Source organism: Chitinimonas naiadis (assembly GCF_054780835.1).
In genome coordinates, this window is the sequence record NZ_BAAGVO010000007.1 from 376719 (window position 1) to 396570 (window position 19852).

Here is a 19852-nt window from a genome sequence, read left to right on the forward strand (position 1 = left end):
TTCATTTTCTACGGCGACCTGGCGGGCGCTCGCGCCATGCTTGCTCGATCAGTTCCGGGGTAATGGCTTCCCGAAGTACGCGTAAAGCGTTATCGGAATACCGTGGATGTCTCTGAGACCCGAATTCGAACACCATGACGTTGGCCGGGTTCTCATCTATTCTCAGAAAGTCGCGAACGGCCTTGGACTTGTTGGCCGACAGTTTCAACTTGTCCGCCAGTGCGCTGGGACTCCAGTGATATTTTTTCTGGAGATCCACTTCACGGATTGCCGCAGCGCCTTCTGGATCGTCGCCGGACACGTAACGAATTGCCGGCGCATCTTCCGATTTGGTGATTCGAACTCGAATCGTCGGACCTTCACCCTCCACGTTCGAAGCCAGTGTCATCAAGCGCGGGAACACCTGCTCCAACGGCGTGTCTGCCTTGATCGCCTCCTCGATACGATCCAGGTCTCGCTTAGATACCGCCACTTCTTCACTGACGTGGGCCTCCATGGCCAGTAATGCAGTGATTCGCCCTCTCGCTTCATCTCGCGCTCGTCGCCCCGGAGCCAGCAGGTCTCGAATCTGCAAATACTCCCGATTCACCAGCATCAAGAAATCAGGGAAAGGCTGAGTGGATATGGGTAGAACCCGTAGCGGCAGGTTGTCGGCAAGCGTGTCTTGGAAGTGCGCCGTCAGGATTTCATCTATTGTGGTGATCAGTGCCCTGGCGTTGATGTATAGCGCATCCTCGGGAACTACGATCATCCAGTGCTGGGCCTGGTCGCGCATAGCGTCGATGACGCGGATGGACCCGGCTTGCGCTGTGCTCAGCCAGCCCTGGGCCAGGGCCAGGTTCAACGCTTTCTCGATTCCAATCGAGGTCCCCTTCTCCTTGTCGAATACGTCCAGCCCCTTCTGAACCAACAGCGCTTTGATGAGCATTTCACTGGTGTGTTGCAGCATGAGCAGGACCGTTTCCGGCCTCCCATCATCGTCGTGGTTGTTGAACGCTTCCAACCCACGCTTCAACGAAGCGATGGCCTTGGCTTTCAGTGTCCTGGCTTCCCTCTTAAGCTTCACAATCACCCTCGCCTTTGGCTAACTTCGGATGCGTAGTACTGTGGTGCGTCGTCGCAACTTCTCGAGCAACTTCAACTTTCCCTCGAACTATCCTGCCTTCACCAGCTTCGCCGCGCTGGGATCGTAGGTATAGTGCCGCTTTGCTACCCGAAGTAGACTCCTCTGCGTAAGCCTCCGAGCGGCCGCTTTGGCCGAATTACGGCCTAAGCAGCGGTGTTGGTGGCTTGCCCTTGCAAATATGACCGAATCCCGGCCAAAGCGGGCATTCTTAGGTATGACCTAGATTGTCCGCTGATGGAGATGATGGCCAAACTACTACCGGCAACTCGCCAGTCGGGCCGCCGTACCGGCCCGACTTAAACAAGAGGGCCTCCACGAAACCCGAGGTGGTTCAGTCGGACGGTTGGCCTTTTAATTAGCAGCCGGGACGGATAACGCATTAAGCGTTTCCGTGGTCATCAATCCATTTGGTGAGAATCCCTTCACCTTCTGGAACAACTTCAGCGAGGTTTTGGTCTCGCTATCCAAAGTGCCATTGACCGTCCCGGCGTAGAGCCCCAATCGAGTCAGTGCAATCTGCACACGCATAATTTGCAACTGCCGCTTTTCTGCCACCGATAAGTCAGTTCCAGCATCGGTAGCCTGGAGAGGTTCAGACTTTGGTGGGTGGAGGCTACTCGAGCGCGTGTCCGATGGGTTCGATGACGAGGACGCTGGTGAGGCTGCCGAGGGAGCCGTTGCAGGAGAAGTCGGAGCTACGCTGCTTGGGGATGGTGTTGCCGGTGTGTAGCTGCTGCTGCCGCCAGAACTCGAATAATGCGACGAATGGGAAGAGTGAGAGCTGTGGCTTGAGTGCGATCGATGTCCCGCGAACAGGTTGTCTGCCGGATGATTGAGTGGACGTAGGGACACCGGATCAGGCTCTTGTGGTGTTTGGGGTTGCAGTAAGGCTTGTACGCCCGTGCTGGCCTTGGTGGAAACAAGGGGAAGGCCCGCCAGGAATAGCGCCAAAGACGTCCGAAATTTACTCATGCTGCCACTACCTCCTTGATGGGGTTTATTGTTCCAGGTCGCCAACCCTTCTCATGCCAGGCAAACAACCCTGCACATGAATCACGTACAGCGCAGTCGCGGCATTCGTCTACATGGACCTGTTTCCAGTCAGAAATACTGCGTCGTGCATAGGGCCATAGCGATCGTGGGAGCGTGCAGAGCGGCGTGTTCATTAGTATGCAGGGCACGCCATATCGTCTGAGGGCCGCCACGCCTTGCCCCATCTCCTCGTGCCATGTGGCTAGGTCAACTTCGCAGTGCTCGCGATTGGCCAATGCGTACCCAATCGGCTCGCATCCCATCAAGGCGACCTCCCGCACGAATGGCAGATTTCGGCCTATGAAGGCGCATAACTCGGGGAGCACTTTCAGCACCGGTTCGATGAGCACGATGCGCAACTGGATTGCCTGGCCGTGCGCTTGGAGCTGCAACAGCCCTTGCAACGTTTCTTCGAAGGCACCGTGGCTCTGGACTACAAAGTCATGCAGGAAATCAGCATGGCCATAAAGTGGTACCAGCCAACTCACCTTGCCGTGCAGGCCCTCGAGTACAGAGGTCGCAGTCGGCGCTTGGGCAAGCAGCCGGCCGTTCGTCAACAGCTCCATTTTTGTAATGGGATGGTAGGCCGCGATCGTATCAATCACCTCGCGAACGCGGGCTCCCAGTAGCAGCGGCTCGCCGCCCGTCATGCCCAGATGCGTCGGAGAATTAGCAATGTGCTTGACCACCGCTATCGCCTCGTCTGCAAGCCAGCCGTCATCCTGCCGAGTAGGTGGCTGGGAACACATCAAGCACAGGCTGTTACATCGGTTGGTGAGAAACACGGCATGATGCTGATCACTATCTCGATACAAGACTTGCAGCTCGTGTCGCGCAGGATTCGTGACGATCACATCGCCTGGCTGCAGCGCTGAGATGTCATCACAACCCACCGACGACATCGTTTCTTCCGAGGCTTTGCCCTGGAACACCGGAAACAAATTGCTCAGACCGGCGGCTTGGAGCCGGGTAACGGCGTGATATGCATCCGGACCGTCGATTGGAACCAGAAACCGAAGCTCCGCCTTCCATTGAGCAGCCAGGTCATCTATCCCCGTGACTCTCATCACTTGTCGTGTAGATATTCCATTCAAGCTGGCTGAAAACCTACGCATGCATGCCTCCGCCAGGCTCGGAGGTACCCGCCCATCGATGTGCCAAATCGAGGAAGGCATTGTCGGCGGTGTTCAGCCTATTGAAGAGGTAGTCGAACAGCCATAGGTTGCGTCGGCAATGATCTGTGAGGTGGACCGGCGCTTGCTCGTCTCCAAACTTGCCATAGGCGTTGACGGGGTCGGGCCCACAGTAGCTGTTGTAGGCGCAAGTATCACAGCCCGGCACATATCGTCCCAGGCTTGCCCGTACTAGCCGACGCTGTATCGGGCTGCTCAAAAGGGCTTCGAGCGGTTCGCCAACTTTCCCTAGGCGTAATCCGTGATCGCCCATTTCCACCAGCATGCGGGCTTCGTCGCTGGGGTAGACGTAACCGTCGTAGTTGTAAACCAGTGCCGCGAGGCCCGCCCCCGTTGGGCTCTGCAGATCCACATAGCCGGCATCGAAGGGTGACAGGATCTTGTTGAGGGAGACCGACGCGCCGATTTCTCTGATCGGCGCACCTTGGCGGTTCCAGTGCAAAATGCGCTCAAACGCTCGATCATAGAAAGCGGCGAATTCGTCCTGGCTATAAGCGAGCGTATGCGCATTGCGAACGGCAAAGCCGTAGTGGCTCAAGGGGCGTAGGAAAACCTCCAGGAAGCCCAGGCGCACGTACTCGTCGACGATTTGTTCCGGGTATTGCAGCGACGCCCGGGTCACGGTAACCAGGGCTGAAACACTGTCAGCACCGAGAGCGCGGCGAGCCAGTTCGACACCTGCCAGTGTGCGGGCATGGCTATCGCGCCCCGGCAACGGGCGATTCTGATCATGCAGTTCCGCCGGGCCATCGATGCTGGTGGAGAGATACACGCCATGCTGCTTGAAGAAGTCGCACATGGCCTTGGTCAACTGATGGAGCGTCGAGGTGACGACAAATCGGATACGCCGGTTTGCCGATTCATTCTGGCGGCTTATCCGTTCTATCGCATGCTGGATCAAGTCAAAGCGCAGTAGCGGATCGCCGCCCTGAAACTCCACCGTCAAGGTGGGCGCTTGGCTTTGAAATATCGTATCGCAAGCGGCGTTCAGGTCCTCGATCCGCATTGCGTGGCTGTCATCGTCAAGGGAGCGACTGACTTGGCAGTATCGACAAGTGTGGGCGCACTGCAGTGTGGGGACGATGATATGCAGCGACGGTCCTGATAGAACGGTTTCCTGTTTGGCTGTAAGTCGCGAGACAAGCAGCTGTCGTGTACCGGCATTTCCGCTGGTGGCGCCGAGAAAAAATTTGGACTTCAGGGTCGCTATATGCCCGACTGCCAAGGCTTCCCTCTGATGAACTAGGTTATGCAGATCGTCGTTACTGAGAAAGGCATGGTCCCCAGCTTCGCTGACCGCCACGATCTTGTCCGGGCCGAGTCGCCTGAATCGAAATGGGTAGAGTGTCAGGGGATAGGCGGCGCTCAACGTGCACCTGCCTTGATCAAGACAGCGTCTACGATTTGGGTGATCTGGTCTTCAGATTGCTCGGTAATAGCCCGACGTAATGCCTGGTCCGCCAAGCATTGCTGGATCCGCGCCTCTAACTCGGCAGCATGCTCGTTTGCATTACCAAGCGCTTCGACCCATAGCCTGCCATCGTCGTCTTCGCGCATCCTGAGCTTCAATGAGCCCTGGCACACTGCAATCGTGCGCAGTATATCGACCTGAGAAAACGATGCCGGTACCTGGACAGGTACCCATACTGCTTGATGTACGCGTTGCATACACCCTCCTCCCACCAGTACGTAATTCGTGCTCTTGTTGTCGTTCAACTCTAGCACGCCCGTACAAGCGTTTGCATCCGGAAGAGCAATTCATGGCTCAAGTTGTATCGCTGCTGCGATAGAAGAAAGGCACCCGTAGGTGCCTTTCTTCATGGTCCAAGCTACTAGCAGCAATTAAATTAACGCTGGTCCAGCTCTGTTCAATTCTGCGACTGAATGAACAGTGGCCGCTGCACGCGGAACTACCCGGCGCTCTACGAACTCCAGCGCTTCAGATGCAGTGCTGCTGAGGCAGGAGGTGATACTTCCTAGCTCCGCAATCAACACGCCAAGCTTGGCAAACTCACGACCGTCAACGGTCGTATCCAGGTCATGGTTCAGGATACGGCCCAGTCCTTCGATGCCCTCGCCGATGAGGGCTAGCCGGTCGGCGGCTCTTCTGCCATACACGACCACCTCCTGCTCAGACTTGCCATTCAGATGACGGGATTGGGTAATGAGGCCGATGCTGCTTTCATTCATTGTTAGTGCTCGCAAATTTGGTTAGTGCCTAAATGGGGCTGGATGTGGGTGATGGGGTCGCTTCAGGTGGATTTGCCCTGGCTTCTGCCGAGCCAGTTCCCCAGTGCGCCGATGACACGCTGGGCCGCCGCCATATCCAAGAAATTGGGATGCTCGACCCGAGCGCGAACCTTCATCCACTGGATGAATCTCGGATCATCCAGCCCGCCGTAGCCGGCTTTCTGGGCCCAATCCGACAGCAAGGACATTTGCGCCTCAGTAGGCCGGCCAGGAGCACGGTTCGTCTCTGTGCTGGCTTTGCGTTGAGCCGAGGTCGACACAAAACCAAGGCGCTGAAACTCCGCCATCACGGCGTTGAAGCCCTTCTCCGACAAATCCGTCGTGCTATGGACTCCTCCAGTTCTCAATAGCAATGCCCGATAATCTTGCTCGCTCATATCGAGTTTCCGCTTGGCAACCTGGACCAGGGTGACCTTTCGTTTATCAAGCATGCCCTACCCTCCCCGGCCATCGGTCAAAGTGGCAATGTCGATGAGGCCATAGCGATCATTCGAGCGGCGAAAAGCCTCCACGATCGCCCGAAGCTGACCCGGTCCGGTGCCAACCTTGACGCACCAATCCCGCTCGGCCCGGCCGGTCACACCCCACGCTGCCATCACGAGATCGACGTCGTGCTCAGTGACCCCTTTGGATGCCACCCGCCAACTCGCCATGCGGCTCAGCAACTGTGCATGTGACTGCTTGCCAGCTGCGAGGCGACGGTAGATCTCGCCGTTGTTGAGTAACGCTATGCCAAATAGACCGCGATCCACAAAGGTCCGCAGGCCATTCAGAATGCGCACCCCGTGGTCCAGCTTGGCGTCTGCCAAATGCTGCGCTTCATCGACGATCAGCAAACCGCCCCGTCCTTCCGTTGTCTCGCTGATCCAGCGGCTGATCGCAAACTCATCCCCGGTTGGAGGGAAGCTGTCATCGCTACGGCGCAAGCTCTCGCTAATCTGGCAGAGCACATTCCGAGGGGTCAGGCCCCATTCGCTGAGGCTGACCTGCCAGATGGGACATTCGAACCCTTCCTCCTTGCGGCAGCGCGCCAAATACTCCCGCAAGGCGCTGGTCTTGCCGGCGCCAGGCTGGATGGCGATGTCCACCATGACGGCCATTTCTCGGGCCGTGTTGAAGGCATCAAGGACGGTCTTGGTAACGCTGGTTTCCACAAATCCGGGATGCCGCTTCTTGGCATCTGTCCGCTCTATATCGATCTCTTCAAACCGCGCGGTCAGCCCGCGCTCTATACGCTCCGCCTGACAAGGCTCGCCGGCCCGGCGTGGAATCCATAACCACCGGTCTTTTTTCAGCCACATCGTGATCACTTCTTCGCTGATCCCGATTTCGTTGCCGAAGCGCGCCAGCGTAAAGCCGTTGGACAGTTCGTCCATCAGGCGGTTTTTGAGGGGTTCCCATACCGCCATATTGATGGCTTCGGTGCCATAGTCGACACCATTCAAATCCAGTACCATAGTGATTCCTCTTGTTGTACAGACGCGCTAACGGGCTGCCACCCGTGAACGCTTCGATCAAGCCGCTTTGGTTATCTGACCAAGGCGGCGTTTTCGTTCTAGAGCCTCTTTTTCCTTCGCTTCATCGCGTTGCCGCTTCAACTCCGCCAAGTCCGCCTGGGTTCGCATACCGGTCGGAGCCGGTTTCGCGGGCACGGGTTTGCGATGGATTTCGCCGGTCAATTTGTTGCGCCAGGCATTGGCCTCGTTGTCTAACGGCTCCAAGGTGCGTTCCGGCTCGGCCGCTTTGGTGACGTATCGCGGTGCCTCAATCAGCAGTGCGTTGCTGGGTTGTGGAATGGGCGTTAACTGGGGCGGCTTGCTCATGTCCGGCAAGGCCAATGGGGCCTTTGCCTTGATCCGCTTCACGGCCTGCTTCTTGGGCGCCATGTGGGCGTGCTTGGTGCGGCTGTGCGCGGCCGCTTCCTCGCCGCCGGCCAGGAAGTCGATACGCTCAATGCGTTCGGCGTCGCAGATCCAGGTCAAACCGTCGTAGACAGCCACCTTGGCATCCGGATTCTCTGGGTCGAAATAGACCTGATACTGCTTCTGCCGGGCGGACAAGGGCAGATCGGCCAAGGCATCGGACCAATAGCGGCATAGGCCGTAGCCCTCGATCTTGAAGCGGATGCTGGCATCGTCCTTCTGCAGCTTGAGGGTGTTCACGCCCTGCAGAAGCAACCGAAGATGAGCCGGATCAGGTTGGTGTACCACCGCCGAGGTAATCAGTTCGGCATACAGGTCATAGGGACTACGCCCACCCATACCCTGGCCACGATGCGGTCGGCGATTGAACTCTTCCAGAACGGTTGCCAACTTGATCCCGTAAGCCTCAATGGGGATGGCTTTACGCCGATCAAAATCCTCAGGCTTTTCAACCGGATTGCGGCCGCAATAAGCGCCTTGGAATTCGGGTGCTTTGTCGCAATGGTCCGCGACATAACGCCAGAACGACTCCACTGGCTTGTCCTGACCCCGTCCTGGTTTGGACCAATGCACTTTCGTGCCCATATGCGTCAGCGCACCGATCGGTTCATCCGGTTTGACCTGGAATCGATAGCGGGTCTTCTGCTGGCCGGTAAAGGCCTTGTTGGCATACTCGCGGCCATTGTCCAATTTAACCCCGGCTGGCTTGGCATTCGTCCGTTCCAATGCCATGCGATAGCAAGCCATCACCAATTCGCCGGTCGGATTCAAATACCCCTTGGCGCTCAGTACCAGCCGCGTACGCACCTCACGCCAGACCACGATAAAGGGCCGCGCAATGGTGCCGTCCGGCCAGACGCAGAACACGTCCGCCCGACGACCATCCGATTCCCAAAGTTCATGCAAACCCAGGCTTGCATAATCGCGCTCAACCGCCGGAAAACTACGCTCCAGAGCGGCTGCACCTTGTCGGCCCAGCTTATGCAGCCAAGCCGGTTCCTGCGCCAAACGACGCAGCACAGTTTTGGTGCTCGGAATATGCCAACCATGCTTTAAAGCCTCTTGGCGTGCCTCCTTCACGATCACCTCGCCCTTGGGGGCGGATGTGCTCAGGTAGCGTGCCAAAATCCATTCATAGGCAGGCTCTGAAAACTCAGCCTGTTTGCCCCGCCCGAGGTATTTGGGGGCGAGCAATGGCAACCAATGCTCTTGAGGATGGCCTTTGACCAGACGGCGATAGTTCCACAGCGTAACGCGTGTAATACCGTGCTGAGCGGCAACGGTGGGTTCGATTACCCCAATAGGTATGCCGCTGGCCTGAAGTTCCTGGAATGCCAATAGAGCTGCCAGCGCCTTCTCCGCACGTTGCTTAGATACGGCATTGGATCGTTCATAGCCTTCCCATAGCGTGCGGTATTCCTCGGCGGGCCATGCCAACCGGACAGGCTTTGGCGCCGATTTAGAAGGACGTATCGCGAGGCTGGTTGCGGCGACTTGTGCAACCGGGCGGGCTGCTTGCGCTGGGGCAAATGGATTTGCTGTTAGCGTTGCGGTGTTCTCTGCTGGTTTAACCGACTTTGCCCAGGCGATTTGCGCTTCTTTTGGCAGGCTGGTTAAAAGAACCAAGTAATTGCCGCGCCCATCATTTTCATCTTTACGGGCTTGGTATTTATTTGCAGCGACATGGCGCTGAATTGTGCGTTTGTCGACGCCTATCAATGTCGCGACATCACTCACTGAAAGCCAAACGAGCGGGGAAGGTTGATTCACGCTATCTATATGTTTTTTCATGATTATTTGACGCTGTCGCGATCAAAATGTTGAGGGGTGGTATCTCCGTAGTAGGTCGCGACATGTCGCGACTTTCAGCCCTCCACTATTTCCCCGTCTTTGATGCCGAGTAGCACTGCGATTTTGTGTGCCTGTCCGTACTGGCACTTGCAATCGCCCCTGACTACGGCGTTGACCTGATTTCGACTAAAGCCGTGTTCGCGTGCCCAGGACGAGACGCTGATTCCACGACGAATAAAGTCTTCCCGAACTTCTTGCGGAGTACGCAGCTTGCGTGCTTTCATGGTTGCATCCTCAACTAAGTGAACCCAATCGGGTGCACTATATGCACCCGATTGGGTGCTTGTCAACAGGTGCGCAATGTCATTTGGTGGTCGTTTGAAGCAAGAGCGAGAAAGATTGGGCCTCTCCCAGCTAGACCTAGCGGAGAAGCTGGGTATTCATCGCAATACCGTGGTGCGATATGAAAGTGATAAGCGGCCTATCACGGGCGACACGTTGGAGCTTCTGCATAAGGCAGGAATCGATCAGCTGTACGTGATGACGGGGGAGCGTCGCGGCTCCGATAAGCGAGTACGAGAGCGAGTAGAGGCCATAAAGGAGGCTTTGGGTGCCCCGCTGGTGCACGTACTAGGTATCAGCGATGATGAGGTGATGGAGCTTAGTCGCGAGGTAGACAAGCGTACGGAGGCACTGTCTGATCGGTGCGAGGAACTCCCTAGTGGGACCGTCCAATGGCAGGAGTACTTGGACGAACTAGCTACGCAATATCGTGTTCTATGTGAGCCTCTTGTGCGCAATAGCCCGCGATTCAAGGAGGCTAGCATGACTCTCGATACAAACGTTATGACCGCGATATTTGAAGGGCTAGAGGCAGCTCAGGCCAAGCACGGTTTACTTGCTGTAGAGCGACGGGCGAAAGTGGTGGCAATGCTCTATCGAGCGTTTATTTCCAGCGGCAAAGTTGATCCCCGGACAATTGACGAGGCAGTTTCACTAGCTGTCTAAGCACTTCGGCGCAAAGCCCGCTCGGACTTTGCGCAGTCTTGTATTCAAAACTGCTCGTCTCGCGCCCATTTCTGCGCACAATATTCAAAACGTTACACTTCCCATTGGATTCCCATAAACCCGCGTCATTGCTGGCCATTGTCACAGTAGACCCTTAGGTTCTTTCCTCCAGGAATGAGTGTCCCCCCTCATTGTCTCCGCTGCCTGCTTAACCTCCTCTTTTCCTCCTACTCCCCCTCAACGCCCGGCCTTGTCGGGCTTTTTTGTGGAGTTCCGTAACGTGTTACGAAACGCAAGATTGCCGTACTGCCCCGGCGTCAATCAGGCCGCCGTGGTGCATGTGGCAAAGTCGTTTAAGGCCGTTACGCTATTCTTGGAGACTGATCTGCTCTGAGCTTTGGGCCGTCTACTGGCAAGTCCCTTGATGCTTGAAAAGTCGCTTGGTCTGCCATGTCCAGGCGCTTGGAGAGTTCGTTAGTAACAGCATCTCGCTGTTCAACAAGTGTCATTGGAACCGGCTGAAGGGGCGGTGCCATGCCCTCCGCAGGCGCCCTGCCAGTGAATGAACATCGAGGGGCGGCAGCAGGCATTGCGCTCGCCGCAAGGGATATCGGTGCCGACGTTGCGTACCTGTTGCGCGTTCCGGGTGAAATGCAGCCACTGCGAAAATCCGCCCGCTGGCGCTTCTGGCAGTTCAGCTAATGGCTTGGCTGCAATACGTTTCTTGCTCATCTATACGGTGACTCCCCCTGATTTGGCTTGTGATCGCCTTTCTAGCGAAGGCGGATCAAGCATGCCAAAAACAGGGAGAGCAGGCTACTCTATGGGTAAGGCCGGGGCAGGCGACGTAATCAGATCGCCGCCCTACCCGCCTGATGTTCTCAGGACTTCACACCAGCATCAGCCACTGCTCGCCATTGCCAAGGCCACTTCAGGCTAGGCTCAAACAGCGCAATCAAGATCCCCGCCGTCAGCACTGCGCTGCCCAGCCAGAATTGCGGCCCCAGCGTCTCGCCAAACATCAGCCAACCCGCCAGCGGCCCGACCAGCAGGCCGGCGAAGCTGCCGGTTTCGGCGATGGTGGCGTCAGCCGTGCGGTAGCCGATGACAAAGCACAACATGCAGGTGACGTTGACCATGGCGGTGAGTGCCAGCAAGGCCCAGCCTGCGGCAGTGAAGTCCGGTACGCCGAAGCCGGCCAGCAGGCCAAATATGGTTGCCTTGCCGGCATAGGTCCACCAGATGATGGCCAAAGGGGTCTCGGTCTGGCCGTGCTTGAGCAGCACGCCCAGCATGGCGTCGCTCACGGCGCAGCCCAGGGCAACGGTGACGGCAAGGTTCACGCCGTGGCTGACATCCGGATTGGCTACCAGCCAGACGCCGGCGAAGCCGATCAACACGCCCAGCCAGCGGACTGGTCGCACGGCCTCACGCAGGAACAGCATGGCCAGCGGGATCAGCCAGATAGGCGTCGTCAGTTGGTAGGCGGTGATCTCTCCCACACTGAGATGCTTGAGCGCATACAGCGTACCGATAGCCGATAGGGTGTTGAACAGGGCCCTGAAACCGTGCAGCCAGGGCTTCCGGGTGCGGATGGCGGTTGCGCGGCGACGCAAGGCCCACGGGGCGATCAGCGCCAGTACCATGAGGCATAGCGGCCACATGAGCATCTGGCCGTCGTACTGCAGGCTGAGTTGCTTGAGCAAGGCGTTGACGATGCTGTAGCAGCTCATGCCCGCAACCACCCAGAGTACTGCCAGGAAGTTGTTTTGCCGTGTTTTTCGCATGACTGCCTCTTGCCTGGCCGTGATTGGATGGCAAGAGCATAGGGCTTGGCAGCCGGCTCGACTAACGCCGAATTCGCATGCAAGCTATGCGTATTGCGCATAGCTTGAGATCGCCATGAAACGCCTGCCACCGCTCGATGCATTGCACGTGTTCAGTGTCACCGCCCGTAGCGGGAGCATGAGCCGCGCCGCCGAGCTGCTGCATGTCACACAGAGTGCTGTCAGCCGGCAGATCGGCCAGCTGGAGGATTTTCTCGGTCAGCCGCTGTTCTTGCGCCAGGCCCGCGGGATAGAGCTGACCGTTGCGGGCCGACGGCTGCTGCAGCCGGTCGAGCAGGCATTCGATGATATCCATCGTGCCGTCGATAGCTTGAGGCAGCGGCCGACCGATCTCAAGATCAAGCTGCCGCCGACACTGGCGCTGCGCTGGTTCCTGCCGCGCCTGCCTGACTTTCAGCGGCGGCATCCCGAGATAGAGGTGCGCATGAGTACTTCTTCGTTCAGCTCGGTCGCGTTTGAGCGCGAGGACTTCGACGCTGCCATCATCGCCACCGCAAGGCCGCTTGAGGATTGCTTCAGCGAGCCGCTATTTCATGAGGAGCTGACCCCTGTCTGTGCCCCGCAGGTTGCCGCCCGCTTGCAACGACCGGCCGATCTGGCACGAGAGACCTTGATCCATCTGAGTCCCGACTACGCAGACTGGCGTAGCTGGCTGGCGTTGGCGGGGGTACAGCATCCGCAACTGGAGGCCGGGCCCAGCATTGAGGTGCTGGACATGGCGGTGAACCTGGCGGCACAGGGGCATGGCGTCGCCATTGCTGATCCCTTGCTGATTGCCGATGATCTCGGCTGTGGCCGGCTGATTGCGCCGTTTCGTCAGCACATGCTGCACACCAACTACTTGTACAGCTTTGCCTGTACCCGCAGCAGGCGCCAGGAGCCGGCTATCGTGGCTTTGCGGGATTGGCTAAGGGAAGAGATCGACCTGGCCATCGCGGCTTGCATGGCCGACGGTGCCCGGGGCCAGGATCGATCGTAGCGGCGGGTTGGCGCTAGCTCGCGAGCTAGATCAGTGCTGCTGCAATGTCATTCAGTTCCGGCAGGGATTGCGCATTCCAGCGTATCAGCTTGATCCCTGCCGCCTGGAGGGCCTGGGTCTTGCTGTGGTCGGCTTGCTGCTGCTTGGTATCGGTCAGGTCGCCCAGCTCCACGGCCGCCACGATCTGCAGGGTCTGGTCGCAGACCAGAAAATCCACCCGCAACGGGTCGATGTGTTTTTGCCATTGCTCGGCATCATGGCCTGGCTTGGCAGAGAGGAAGCCACCCAGGCTGACCTTGGCGAAGATCAGGTGGCCTGGCAGGGATTCGATCAAGCGATGGTAGAGGTCCTGTTCCGACGTGGACAGCGGTCGCTTGGCCTGGACGTGCCATTCGGTTGGCGAGGTGGTTTCGACTTGTGGCTGCGAGTGTGTGGCCTTGAAGACCAGGAAGCCTGCGACGAGCAATACGATGATAGTGGCGAAGATAGCCATGAGATTCCCCCTTTTAAGGACTGTTTTTCGATGCCTCTTCTCGGAGGAGGCGGGAGGATACCAAAACAGGGGGAGATGGTTCTGGGTAAAACAGGCATGGCGGCCGAACAGGGATCACTCCCCTGCCCCGCTTGCACCCTTACTTGGCGCCGGTGATGGCCCGTAGCTGCCGCATGGCCTCAAGTTTTATCGCCTGGGCGGATTCGGTTTTGTCGGGTTCGCTGTCTGAGATGGATTTGGCAGCAGGCTTGGCCGCGTTGGACGCCTTCATGGCCTCTATGAAGCGTGAAGGCGCTTGCCCGGCCCGATGCAGCAACCAGAGGGCATGCTTGGCTCGGGTAATGGCGACGTAGAACAGGTTAAGTTCGATGGCGCGATGCTCGTTGGCGTCTTCCCAGGCACCGTCGAGCGACGGAGGAACCGGCACCTTGTCCGCGGAAGTATCCGCAAGGATCACCTGCTCGAACTCCTTACCCTTGGCGCGCAGAAAAGTGCTCACGCAGATGGTGCCGGATTCGTTGGCGGCGGCACTGCCGGTGCGGGTGACCAGCCGCGCCTTTATCATCTGCTTGAACATCTGGCCCAGTGTGAGCTGGTATTCGCGGGTATAGGCCAGGAACGCATCAAGGGTGGCAATGGTTTCGCGCTGCGTTTCCTGCGAGCCGGTATCTTCCGTGATCAGATGCTTGATACGCAGTTGCTTGATCAGGGTGTCCAGCGCGGTGGCGGCATCGCTCTTGGCATTGAAGGCGTGTCCGGCAGCCCAGAACGCTTGCAGTTCTTGCAGCCGCCTCTGGTAGACAGGCCGTTCCGGTGAATTCTGGACGGCCTTGGGCATGGTCAGCCGAATGTATTCGGCGCCGATTCCCGCAGCCTTATCCATCTTGGCGAGTGCCAGATAGGATTCCCATGCGCTGTCCTTGTCCCACATGGGGAAAAAGAACTTGCCGGCTTCGATCATCTTGTGAGCCCGGACTTCGCCATCCAGGCTGTCAAGAAGTCCACAGTCGGCGGCCAGCAGCGTAACGATGGCCTCGAGTGTGTCGTCATAGGCAACGGCCTTATGGCCCAGCATGGTGTAGGGCATCTCCGCAGCGATCAGCGCAAATTCGAGCGGCAATGCCTCGCTACGTTGCCGAAACAGCACGCCGGTTCGCCAATCGGGTTCCTTGGCTCGGCCGCTGGCGATGATATCGATGATGGCCTGCGGGTCCTTGATGGCCTTACCCTGGATCGTTGTCTTGTGGCGGGTGGCCGAGGCGAACTCTTGTGCAGGTTGGCCGTAACACTGCATCAAGGGCTTCATGCGCTTGGTGAGGTTGCTGCCAAAACGATGCGACTCATTGATGGGCATGGTGACTACATTGCCGACCAGCCGGGGGAAATCCTCCGCCATTACATTGGCACGGGCGCCCTGCTTGGTTTGTACGCACTGGTTCTTGTCGCCCACCACGATGACACGGCAACCTGTTTGCCGGCTGCTGAGCGCGGCAGACAGTAGCGCTGTGTTCAGGTCGTTGCCTTCGTCAAAGCCCATCACCTTGTAGCTGGCCAGCAGGCGCGCCACGGCGGGATCTGTCCGTTGCCGGTGCAGGATCTCAAGTGGCAGGTCGGGGAAGGTCAGGAAATTTTCCTGGATGCGGATACGCTCGAATGCCACCAGGCTTGCGACCGTCAGCTCGGGTTGCCGGGCCAGGCTGGACAGCCACGGGATATCAACATTGTCTTCCTCCAGTATCGCTTTCAGATCAAAGCGATATTCGCCCTTGATCCTGGCGATGGCATCGTACAGACCCTTCAGGTTTCCGGGATTGGCTGGCAGCATGCCGGCTTCGTCATCATCTTCCAGCAGTAGGCGGCCTGCTTCCATGGCTCGCGCCAGTACCTGGGAGAGGCGCTCATCGCTCTCCGGTAGCACCTCGCCGCCTTCCTTGAACCGGTCAATACGATTACGCAGCTTGCCGCACAGACCGTGGATGGTCATGGCGCGCGGCAGTTTGATACGGTGTCGTTTCTCCAGTGCTTCCAGAAAGGCCGAGAGGTGATCGGCCGCTGGTCGAGATACGGTGAGCATGGCGATTTCGTCGGGTGGCACACCGGCGCGGCAGTGCTTGAGCGCCAGATGCCCCAGCAGCGTGGTCTTGCCACTGCCGGCAATGGCATCGCCATAGATGCCCTCGGCGCTGGCAACGAGGATGTTCTGCTTTTCGTCGGTCAGGGCCGATGGATCTAGGACAAAGTTCACGATATCCGGGACAACAAGGTAGGTCGTATAGGGTGGCGCGTTGTAGCAAGAATGGCAAATGCGGGTTTACCGTGGCCCGGCGTCGGGCGCTATCGAGTTGGGTTCGATGATGATCAGCAGATCACCCTCACGAATGATCGTATCGTCGCCTTCCCAGAAGCCCACGGTCTGGTTGGGGCGGTGCAACCTGACCACCAGTTCCGGTTTGACCTCCCGCATGCGAAGCCCGATTTCGCGCGCTTGTGCCGGGCGTTCGATCAGCTTGATCCGACCATCTGCCTGCATCAGGTCGCTGACGTAGTCGGCAATATTCGAGGACTGTACCGAGTTGGTCATCAGGTAGCCGCCGATCATGGACGGAGCAACCACGGCGTCGGAACCTGCCTGTCTGAGCAGCTTGATGTTTTCTGCCTCGCGGGCCGAGCTGACGATCCGTACTTGTGGGTTCAACTGCCTGACGGTCAACACGGCCAGGACGGTGGCGTCATCCCTGCCCAGGCAGATCATGATGGCACGGGCCTTCAGGATGCCGGCTTCGCTGAGGTGCTGCTCCGAGGTGGCGTCACCCAGCAGGCCGATATACCCCGTCGCGGCAGCTACCGTGAGCCGGGAGGTGTCCAGGTCGAGTACCAGGATCTCTTTGGGATCCGTACCACGCGCCACGGCTTCGCTGGCGGCGCTCTGCCCGCCGTGGCCAAAGCCGCAGATGATCAGGTGTTGGTCCAGCTTTCCTTGCAGATGCTGCATACGTCGTGCCTCTATCCATCGTTGGAGCACCAGCTCGTAGGCCGTGCCCATGAAAATCAGCCAGATCATCAGGCGCAGCGGTGTGACCAGCAGGGCATCGACGATGCGTGCCCGGTCCGATACCGGCACGATATCGCCATAGCCCACGGTAGTGATCGTGACGGCGGTGAAGTACACGATATCGGTAAAGCTGACATCGCCATCGATCTGATCCTTGAGGCCATCACGATCGACCCAGAAAATAACCAGCACGCAGGCCACCAGTATTGCCAGGATGGCGCATCGGGCCAGTAGCATTTGCAAGGGCGTGCGCTCGGCCTTGATAAAGATCCGTGAGCGAGTACTGCTGCTTTGAGGCCTCACTTTAGTGGTGTCCCTCGTTTGCGGCGGGCATCTTCAGCCAGTTCAAACCGCCGTCAACGACCTTCAGGCAGAGGTCGTCGGCAATGCCGGGGACCTGTTGTCCCTTGTTGTCATAACAATGGCATTTGTCCCGGCCTGCATTGCGGGCGCAGCCCACCACGGCATCGATCTGGCGTTGCTTCGCAGTGCGCTCCGTCTCTACAGCCTGATTCTGCGATAGCTTGGCCACCGCTGCCTCCGATTGCCGCTGCAGTTTGGCGGTCATCTCCGTCGTGGTGCGGCTGATATGGCTGGTCATTTGTGTCACGGCCGTATTGGCTGCGTAGTAGCGGATGCCAATGATGGCGCAGATAACGATCAGTCCCCCCAGCAGCAAACGCATGGTTTCCTCTGTCTCTCATACCGAATAATTATGCGGCCAACTATATCTGGCTTGGCACACCTCGGCGATGGCTAGGCGACAAGGAAAGGCCGGCATGCGTAGCGCGATGCCGGCCTTTGATTACCGTGACTGCGATGACACGTTGGCGACGGGTCAGACCTGTGCCATGCCACCATCCACAAACAATTCGGCGCCGTTGACGAAGCTGGCGTCGCTCGATGCCAGGAAGACAGCAGCCTTGCCGATCTCGGCGGGCTCACCCACCCTGCCCATCGGGACCTGGCTGGCGAGGTAACTCAGAAGGCCTGCTTGCGCTTCCTCGGTGGGAGCCAGATCAACCAGGCCCGGGGTACGGATTGGGCCGGGACTGATGGTGTTGACGCGGATACCACGGTCTTTCAGGTCCAGGATCCAGCTGCGGGCGAAGTTGCGTACCGCCGCCTTGGAGGCGCTGTAGACGCTGAACGAGGCGGTGCCCATGCTGCCCGTCGTTGAGCCGGTAAGAATGATGGAGGCGCCATCCACGAGCAGCGGCAAGGCCTTTTGTACCGTGAACAGCAGGCCTTTGACATTGCGGTCGAAGATCTGGTGATAGTGTTCTTCGGTAATGTCGGCCAAGGGCAGCATATCGCCACCGCCCGCGTTGGCGAACAGCACATCCAGCCTGCCTGCCTTCTGCTTGATCTCGGCATACAGGCGGTCAAGTTCAGCCAGGTTCGATACATCGCTACGCAGGCCAACGGCCCCCTTGCCGATCAACTGGACTGCCGCATCCAGCTCTGCCTGCCGGCGGCCGGTAATGAATACGGTGGCACCTTCCTCGGCAAACGCCTGGGCTGATGCCAAGCCTATACCGCTGGTACCACCAGTAACCAATGCGATCTTGCCTTCGAGTTTCTTGCTCATGATCTATCTCCTAGTACGTTGGAAGTGTTTCGGCCTTCGGTCGGATGCGATTGCCGATGAGCACACTGTAAGGAGGGTTTATTGTTCAATAAACCAGCTAACTTCGATAATTGATTCCAGTTTTATGGACAATTGATGGGGAGTGGATTAACGCCCCGATAACGATCAATTGATACGATCAGTATTTTCAATGGAACCATCGCCAACCAGCCTATCCATAGCCGTATAAGGTTCCGGTTGTTGCCACGAGGCTTATGGTCCTTCGCACGGTTTGGAAATTTCCGCGCGATTGCCTAATACGCAGATGACGGCGAATTAAGCGCGGATTCGGAGGGATACTATGGCTTGGGAGAAAAATCTCGAACGATGGGTATTGGAAGTCCGGCGTCGTACGCCCGTCGCAGCGAGATTGTCGCTTTGGGATGGACGTTACTTCGATTTTGGCGAATTCAATGCCCCCGATGTCACTTTGCATGTCACCGGTCCTTCCGCCTTCAATTACTTGCTTGAGCCTGACCTCGACAGCTTGAGTGAGGCTTATATCCGGGCGTTGATCAATGTAGAGGGGCGGCTAGAGGATGTGGTCGAGCTGGCTTATGGCCTGGCCCAGGTGGATGTTGGCAGCCGGCTTGCCCGCATCACCAGCTACTTCCGTCATAACCGGCGTAGTGATCGGCAGGCAATCCAGTACCACTATGATGTCTCCAACGACTTCTACGCCGCCTGGCTGGACCCGAACATGGTCTATTCCTGCGCCTATTTCGAGACGGGCCGAGAGGATCTTGCGACCGCGCAACTCAAGAAGATCGACCATATCCTGACCAAGATTCGGCTGAGCCCAGGGCAGAGCCTGCTTGACATTGGCTGCGGCTGGGGCGGTTTGGTCATGCGGGCAGCCAGCCGCTTTGGTGCACGTTGTGTCGGGATTACCTTGTCAGAGAACCAATACCAGTGGGCAACTGAGCGAGTCCGGGCTGCTGGTTTGGACAAGCAGGTGGAAATCCGTTTGCAGGACTATCGCGATATCGAGGGTCAATTTGACCGGGTTACTAGTGTCGGTATGTTCGAGCATGTGGGGCTCAAGCAACTTCCGGCTTACTTCGGTCGTATACGCGAGTTGCTGGCTGATGACGGCCTAGTGCTGAACCACGGTATCACGTCGACCGATCCGTTCAGTGGCGAGACACCTTTTGGTGCCAGCGATTTCATCGAAAAGTATGTTTTTCCTGGTGGTGAGCTACCGCATCTGGCCCTCGTGATGCAGAGCATGCAGCAAGGCGGGCTGGAGGCGCTCGATGCCGAGAATCTGCGGCGTCACTACGCCCGTACTTTGTCGATCTGGTCCGATAATTTCGAGCGCAAGAGCGAATGGATCAGGCAAGAGGTTGGCGAGGAGAAGTTCCGTATCTGGCGGATCTATCTCGCCGGTTGCGCCCATGCCTTCCGCAACGACTGGATATCCATCTACCAGGTGCTATGTGGCAAGGCGCAGCGCCAGGCCGATGCTCTGGAGTGGTCACGCAACTACATGTATGCAGGCGAATTGGCGCAACGGTGATGCTTCGACC

General features: G+C 58.0%; 20 protein-coding genes and 1 pseudogene. 4 read left to right on the forward strand and 17 right to left on the reverse strand.

Annotated features, from left to right (window positions below; translation table 11 throughout):
- Position 1 precedes the first annotated feature (1 nt).
- From ACYVHK_RS22030 to ACYVHK_RS22075, 10 genes are all read right to left on the reverse strand, one after another.
- Entirely contained in the window at positions 2-1066 is a 1065-nt protein-coding gene (locus tag ACYVHK_RS22030; RefSeq protein WP_460536638.1) for a hypothetical protein, read from the reverse strand.
- 411 nt (positions 1067-1477) lie between these two features.
- Positions 1478-2098, reverse strand: a complete 621-nt coding sequence (hxsA, locus tag ACYVHK_RS22035) for a His-Xaa-Ser repeat protein HxsA (protein WP_460536640.1) — start codon at positions 2096-2098, stop codon at positions 1478-1480.
- Complete coding sequence (gene hxsC, locus ACYVHK_RS22040; RefSeq protein ID WP_460536642.1) at positions 2095-3273, reverse strand: His-Xaa-Ser system radical SAM maturase HxsC; 1179 nt, start codon at positions 3271-3273, stop codon at positions 2095-2097. The genes hxsA and hxsC overlap by 4 nt, the downstream gene beginning before the upstream one ends.
- Positions 3266-4720 carry a His-Xaa-Ser system radical SAM maturase HxsB gene (gene hxsB / locus ACYVHK_RS22045; protein ID WP_460536644.1) on the reverse strand — a complete coding sequence of 485 codons (1455 nt, stop codon included), beginning with the start codon at positions 4718-4720 and terminating at the stop codon, positions 3266-3268. Before hxsB ends, hxsC begins: the two co-directional genes overlap by 8 nt.
- Positions 4717-5019 carry a hypothetical protein gene (locus ACYVHK_RS22050; protein WP_460536648.1) on the reverse strand — a complete coding sequence of 101 codons (303 nt, stop codon included), beginning with the start codon at positions 5017-5019 and terminating at the stop codon, positions 4717-4719. The genes hxsB and ACYVHK_RS22050 overlap by 4 nt, the downstream gene beginning before the upstream one ends.
- A 174-nt stretch (positions 5020-5193) precedes the next feature.
- Entirely contained in the window at positions 5194-5541 is a 348-nt protein-coding gene (locus tag ACYVHK_RS22055; RefSeq protein ID WP_460536650.1) for a hypothetical protein, read from the reverse strand.
- Positions 5542-5603: 62 nt separating this feature from the next.
- The gene (locus ACYVHK_RS22060) at positions 5604-6032 is read right to left on the reverse strand and encodes a regulatory protein GemA (protein ID WP_460536652.1); all 429 of its coding nucleotides are present in this window, start codon (positions 6030-6032) and stop codon (positions 5604-5606) included.
- 3 nt (positions 6033-6035) lie between these two features.
- Positions 6036-7058 (reverse strand): TniB family NTP-binding protein, encoded by a 1023-nt coding sequence (locus ACYVHK_RS22065; protein WP_460536654.1) that lies wholly within the window; start codon positions 7056-7058, stop codon positions 6036-6038.
- Positions 7059-7115: 57 nt separating this feature from the next.
- The gene (locus ACYVHK_RS22070; protein WP_460536656.1) at positions 7116-9314 is read right to left on the reverse strand and encodes a transposase domain-containing protein; all 2199 of its coding nucleotides are present in this window, start codon (positions 9312-9314) and stop codon (positions 7116-7118) included.
- 74 nt (positions 9315-9388) lie between these two features.
- A complete protein-coding gene (locus ACYVHK_RS22075; RefSeq protein WP_460536658.1) occupies positions 9389-9598 on the reverse strand; it encodes a DNA-binding protein in 210 nt (69 codons plus the stop codon).
- A gap of 76 nt (positions 9599-9674) precedes the next feature.
- Here ACYVHK_RS22075 and ACYVHK_RS22080 point away from each other — a divergent pair.
- Together ACYVHK_RS22080 and ACYVHK_RS22085 are read left to right on the forward strand one after the other, a co-directional pair.
- Positions 9675-9821 (forward strand): annotated as a pseudogene (locus tag ACYVHK_RS22080) (helix-turn-helix domain-containing protein); the annotation flags it as partial.
- Between the two features lie 318 nt (positions 9822-10139).
- Positions 10140-10322: a hypothetical protein gene (locus tag ACYVHK_RS22085; protein ID WP_460537100.1), complete on the forward strand. Its 183-nt coding sequence runs from the start codon at positions 10140-10142 to the stop codon at positions 10320-10322.
- Between the two features lie 495 nt (positions 10323-10817).
- Here ACYVHK_RS22085 and ACYVHK_RS22090 read toward each other — a convergent pair whose 3' ends face one another.
- Positions 10818-11054, reverse strand: a complete 237-nt coding sequence (locus ACYVHK_RS22090) for a hypothetical protein (RefSeq protein ID WP_460536660.1) — start codon at positions 11052-11054, stop codon at positions 10818-10820.
- A gap of 149 nt (positions 11055-11203) precedes the next feature.
- Positions 11204-12109 carry a DMT family transporter gene (locus ACYVHK_RS22095; protein WP_460536662.1) on the reverse strand — a complete coding sequence of 302 codons (906 nt, stop codon included), beginning with the start codon at positions 12107-12109 and terminating at the stop codon, positions 11204-11206.
- Positions 12110-12224: 115 nt separating this feature from the next.
- Between ACYVHK_RS22095 and ACYVHK_RS22100 the strand changes: the two genes are divergently transcribed.
- Positions 12225-13148 carry a LysR family transcriptional regulator gene (locus ACYVHK_RS22100; RefSeq protein ID WP_460536665.1) on the forward strand — a complete coding sequence of 308 codons (924 nt, stop codon included), beginning with the start codon at positions 12225-12227 and terminating at the stop codon, positions 13146-13148.
- A 25-nt stretch (positions 13149-13173) separates the two neighbouring features.
- Here the strand turns inward: ACYVHK_RS22100 and ACYVHK_RS22105 are convergent, their stop codons facing one another.
- From ACYVHK_RS22105 to ACYVHK_RS22125, 5 genes are all read right to left on the reverse strand, one after another.
- Positions 13174-13641: a PDDEXK family nuclease gene (locus tag ACYVHK_RS22105; RefSeq protein WP_460536667.1), complete on the reverse strand. Its 468-nt coding sequence runs from the start codon at positions 13639-13641 to the stop codon at positions 13174-13176.
- 139 nt (positions 13642-13780) lie between these two features.
- A complete protein-coding gene (locus tag ACYVHK_RS22110) occupies positions 13781-15886 on the reverse strand; it encodes a DEAD/DEAH box helicase (protein ID WP_460536669.1) in 2106 nt (701 codons plus the stop codon).
- A 66-nt stretch (positions 15887-15952) separates the two neighbouring features.
- On the reverse strand, positions 15953-16930 hold the full coding sequence (locus tag ACYVHK_RS22115) for a potassium channel family protein (RefSeq protein ID WP_460537088.1): 978 nt from the start codon (positions 16928-16930) through the stop codon (positions 15953-15955).
- A gap of 67 nt (positions 16931-16997) precedes the next feature.
- Entirely contained in the window at positions 16998-17378 is a 381-nt protein-coding gene (locus ACYVHK_RS22120; RefSeq protein ID WP_460536671.1) for a hypothetical protein, read from the reverse strand.
- A 153-nt stretch (positions 17379-17531) separates the two neighbouring features.
- Positions 17532-18284, reverse strand: a complete 753-nt coding sequence (locus ACYVHK_RS22125; RefSeq protein WP_460536673.1) for an SDR family NAD(P)-dependent oxidoreductase — start codon at positions 18282-18284, stop codon at positions 17532-17534.
- Between the two features lie 340 nt (positions 18285-18624).
- Here ACYVHK_RS22125 and ACYVHK_RS22130 point away from each other — a divergent pair, with 340 nt between their 5' ends.
- A complete protein-coding gene (locus ACYVHK_RS22130) occupies positions 18625-19842 on the forward strand; it encodes a class I SAM-dependent methyltransferase (protein WP_460536675.1) in 1218 nt (405 codons plus the stop codon).
- Positions 19843-19852 lie beyond the last annotated feature (10 nt).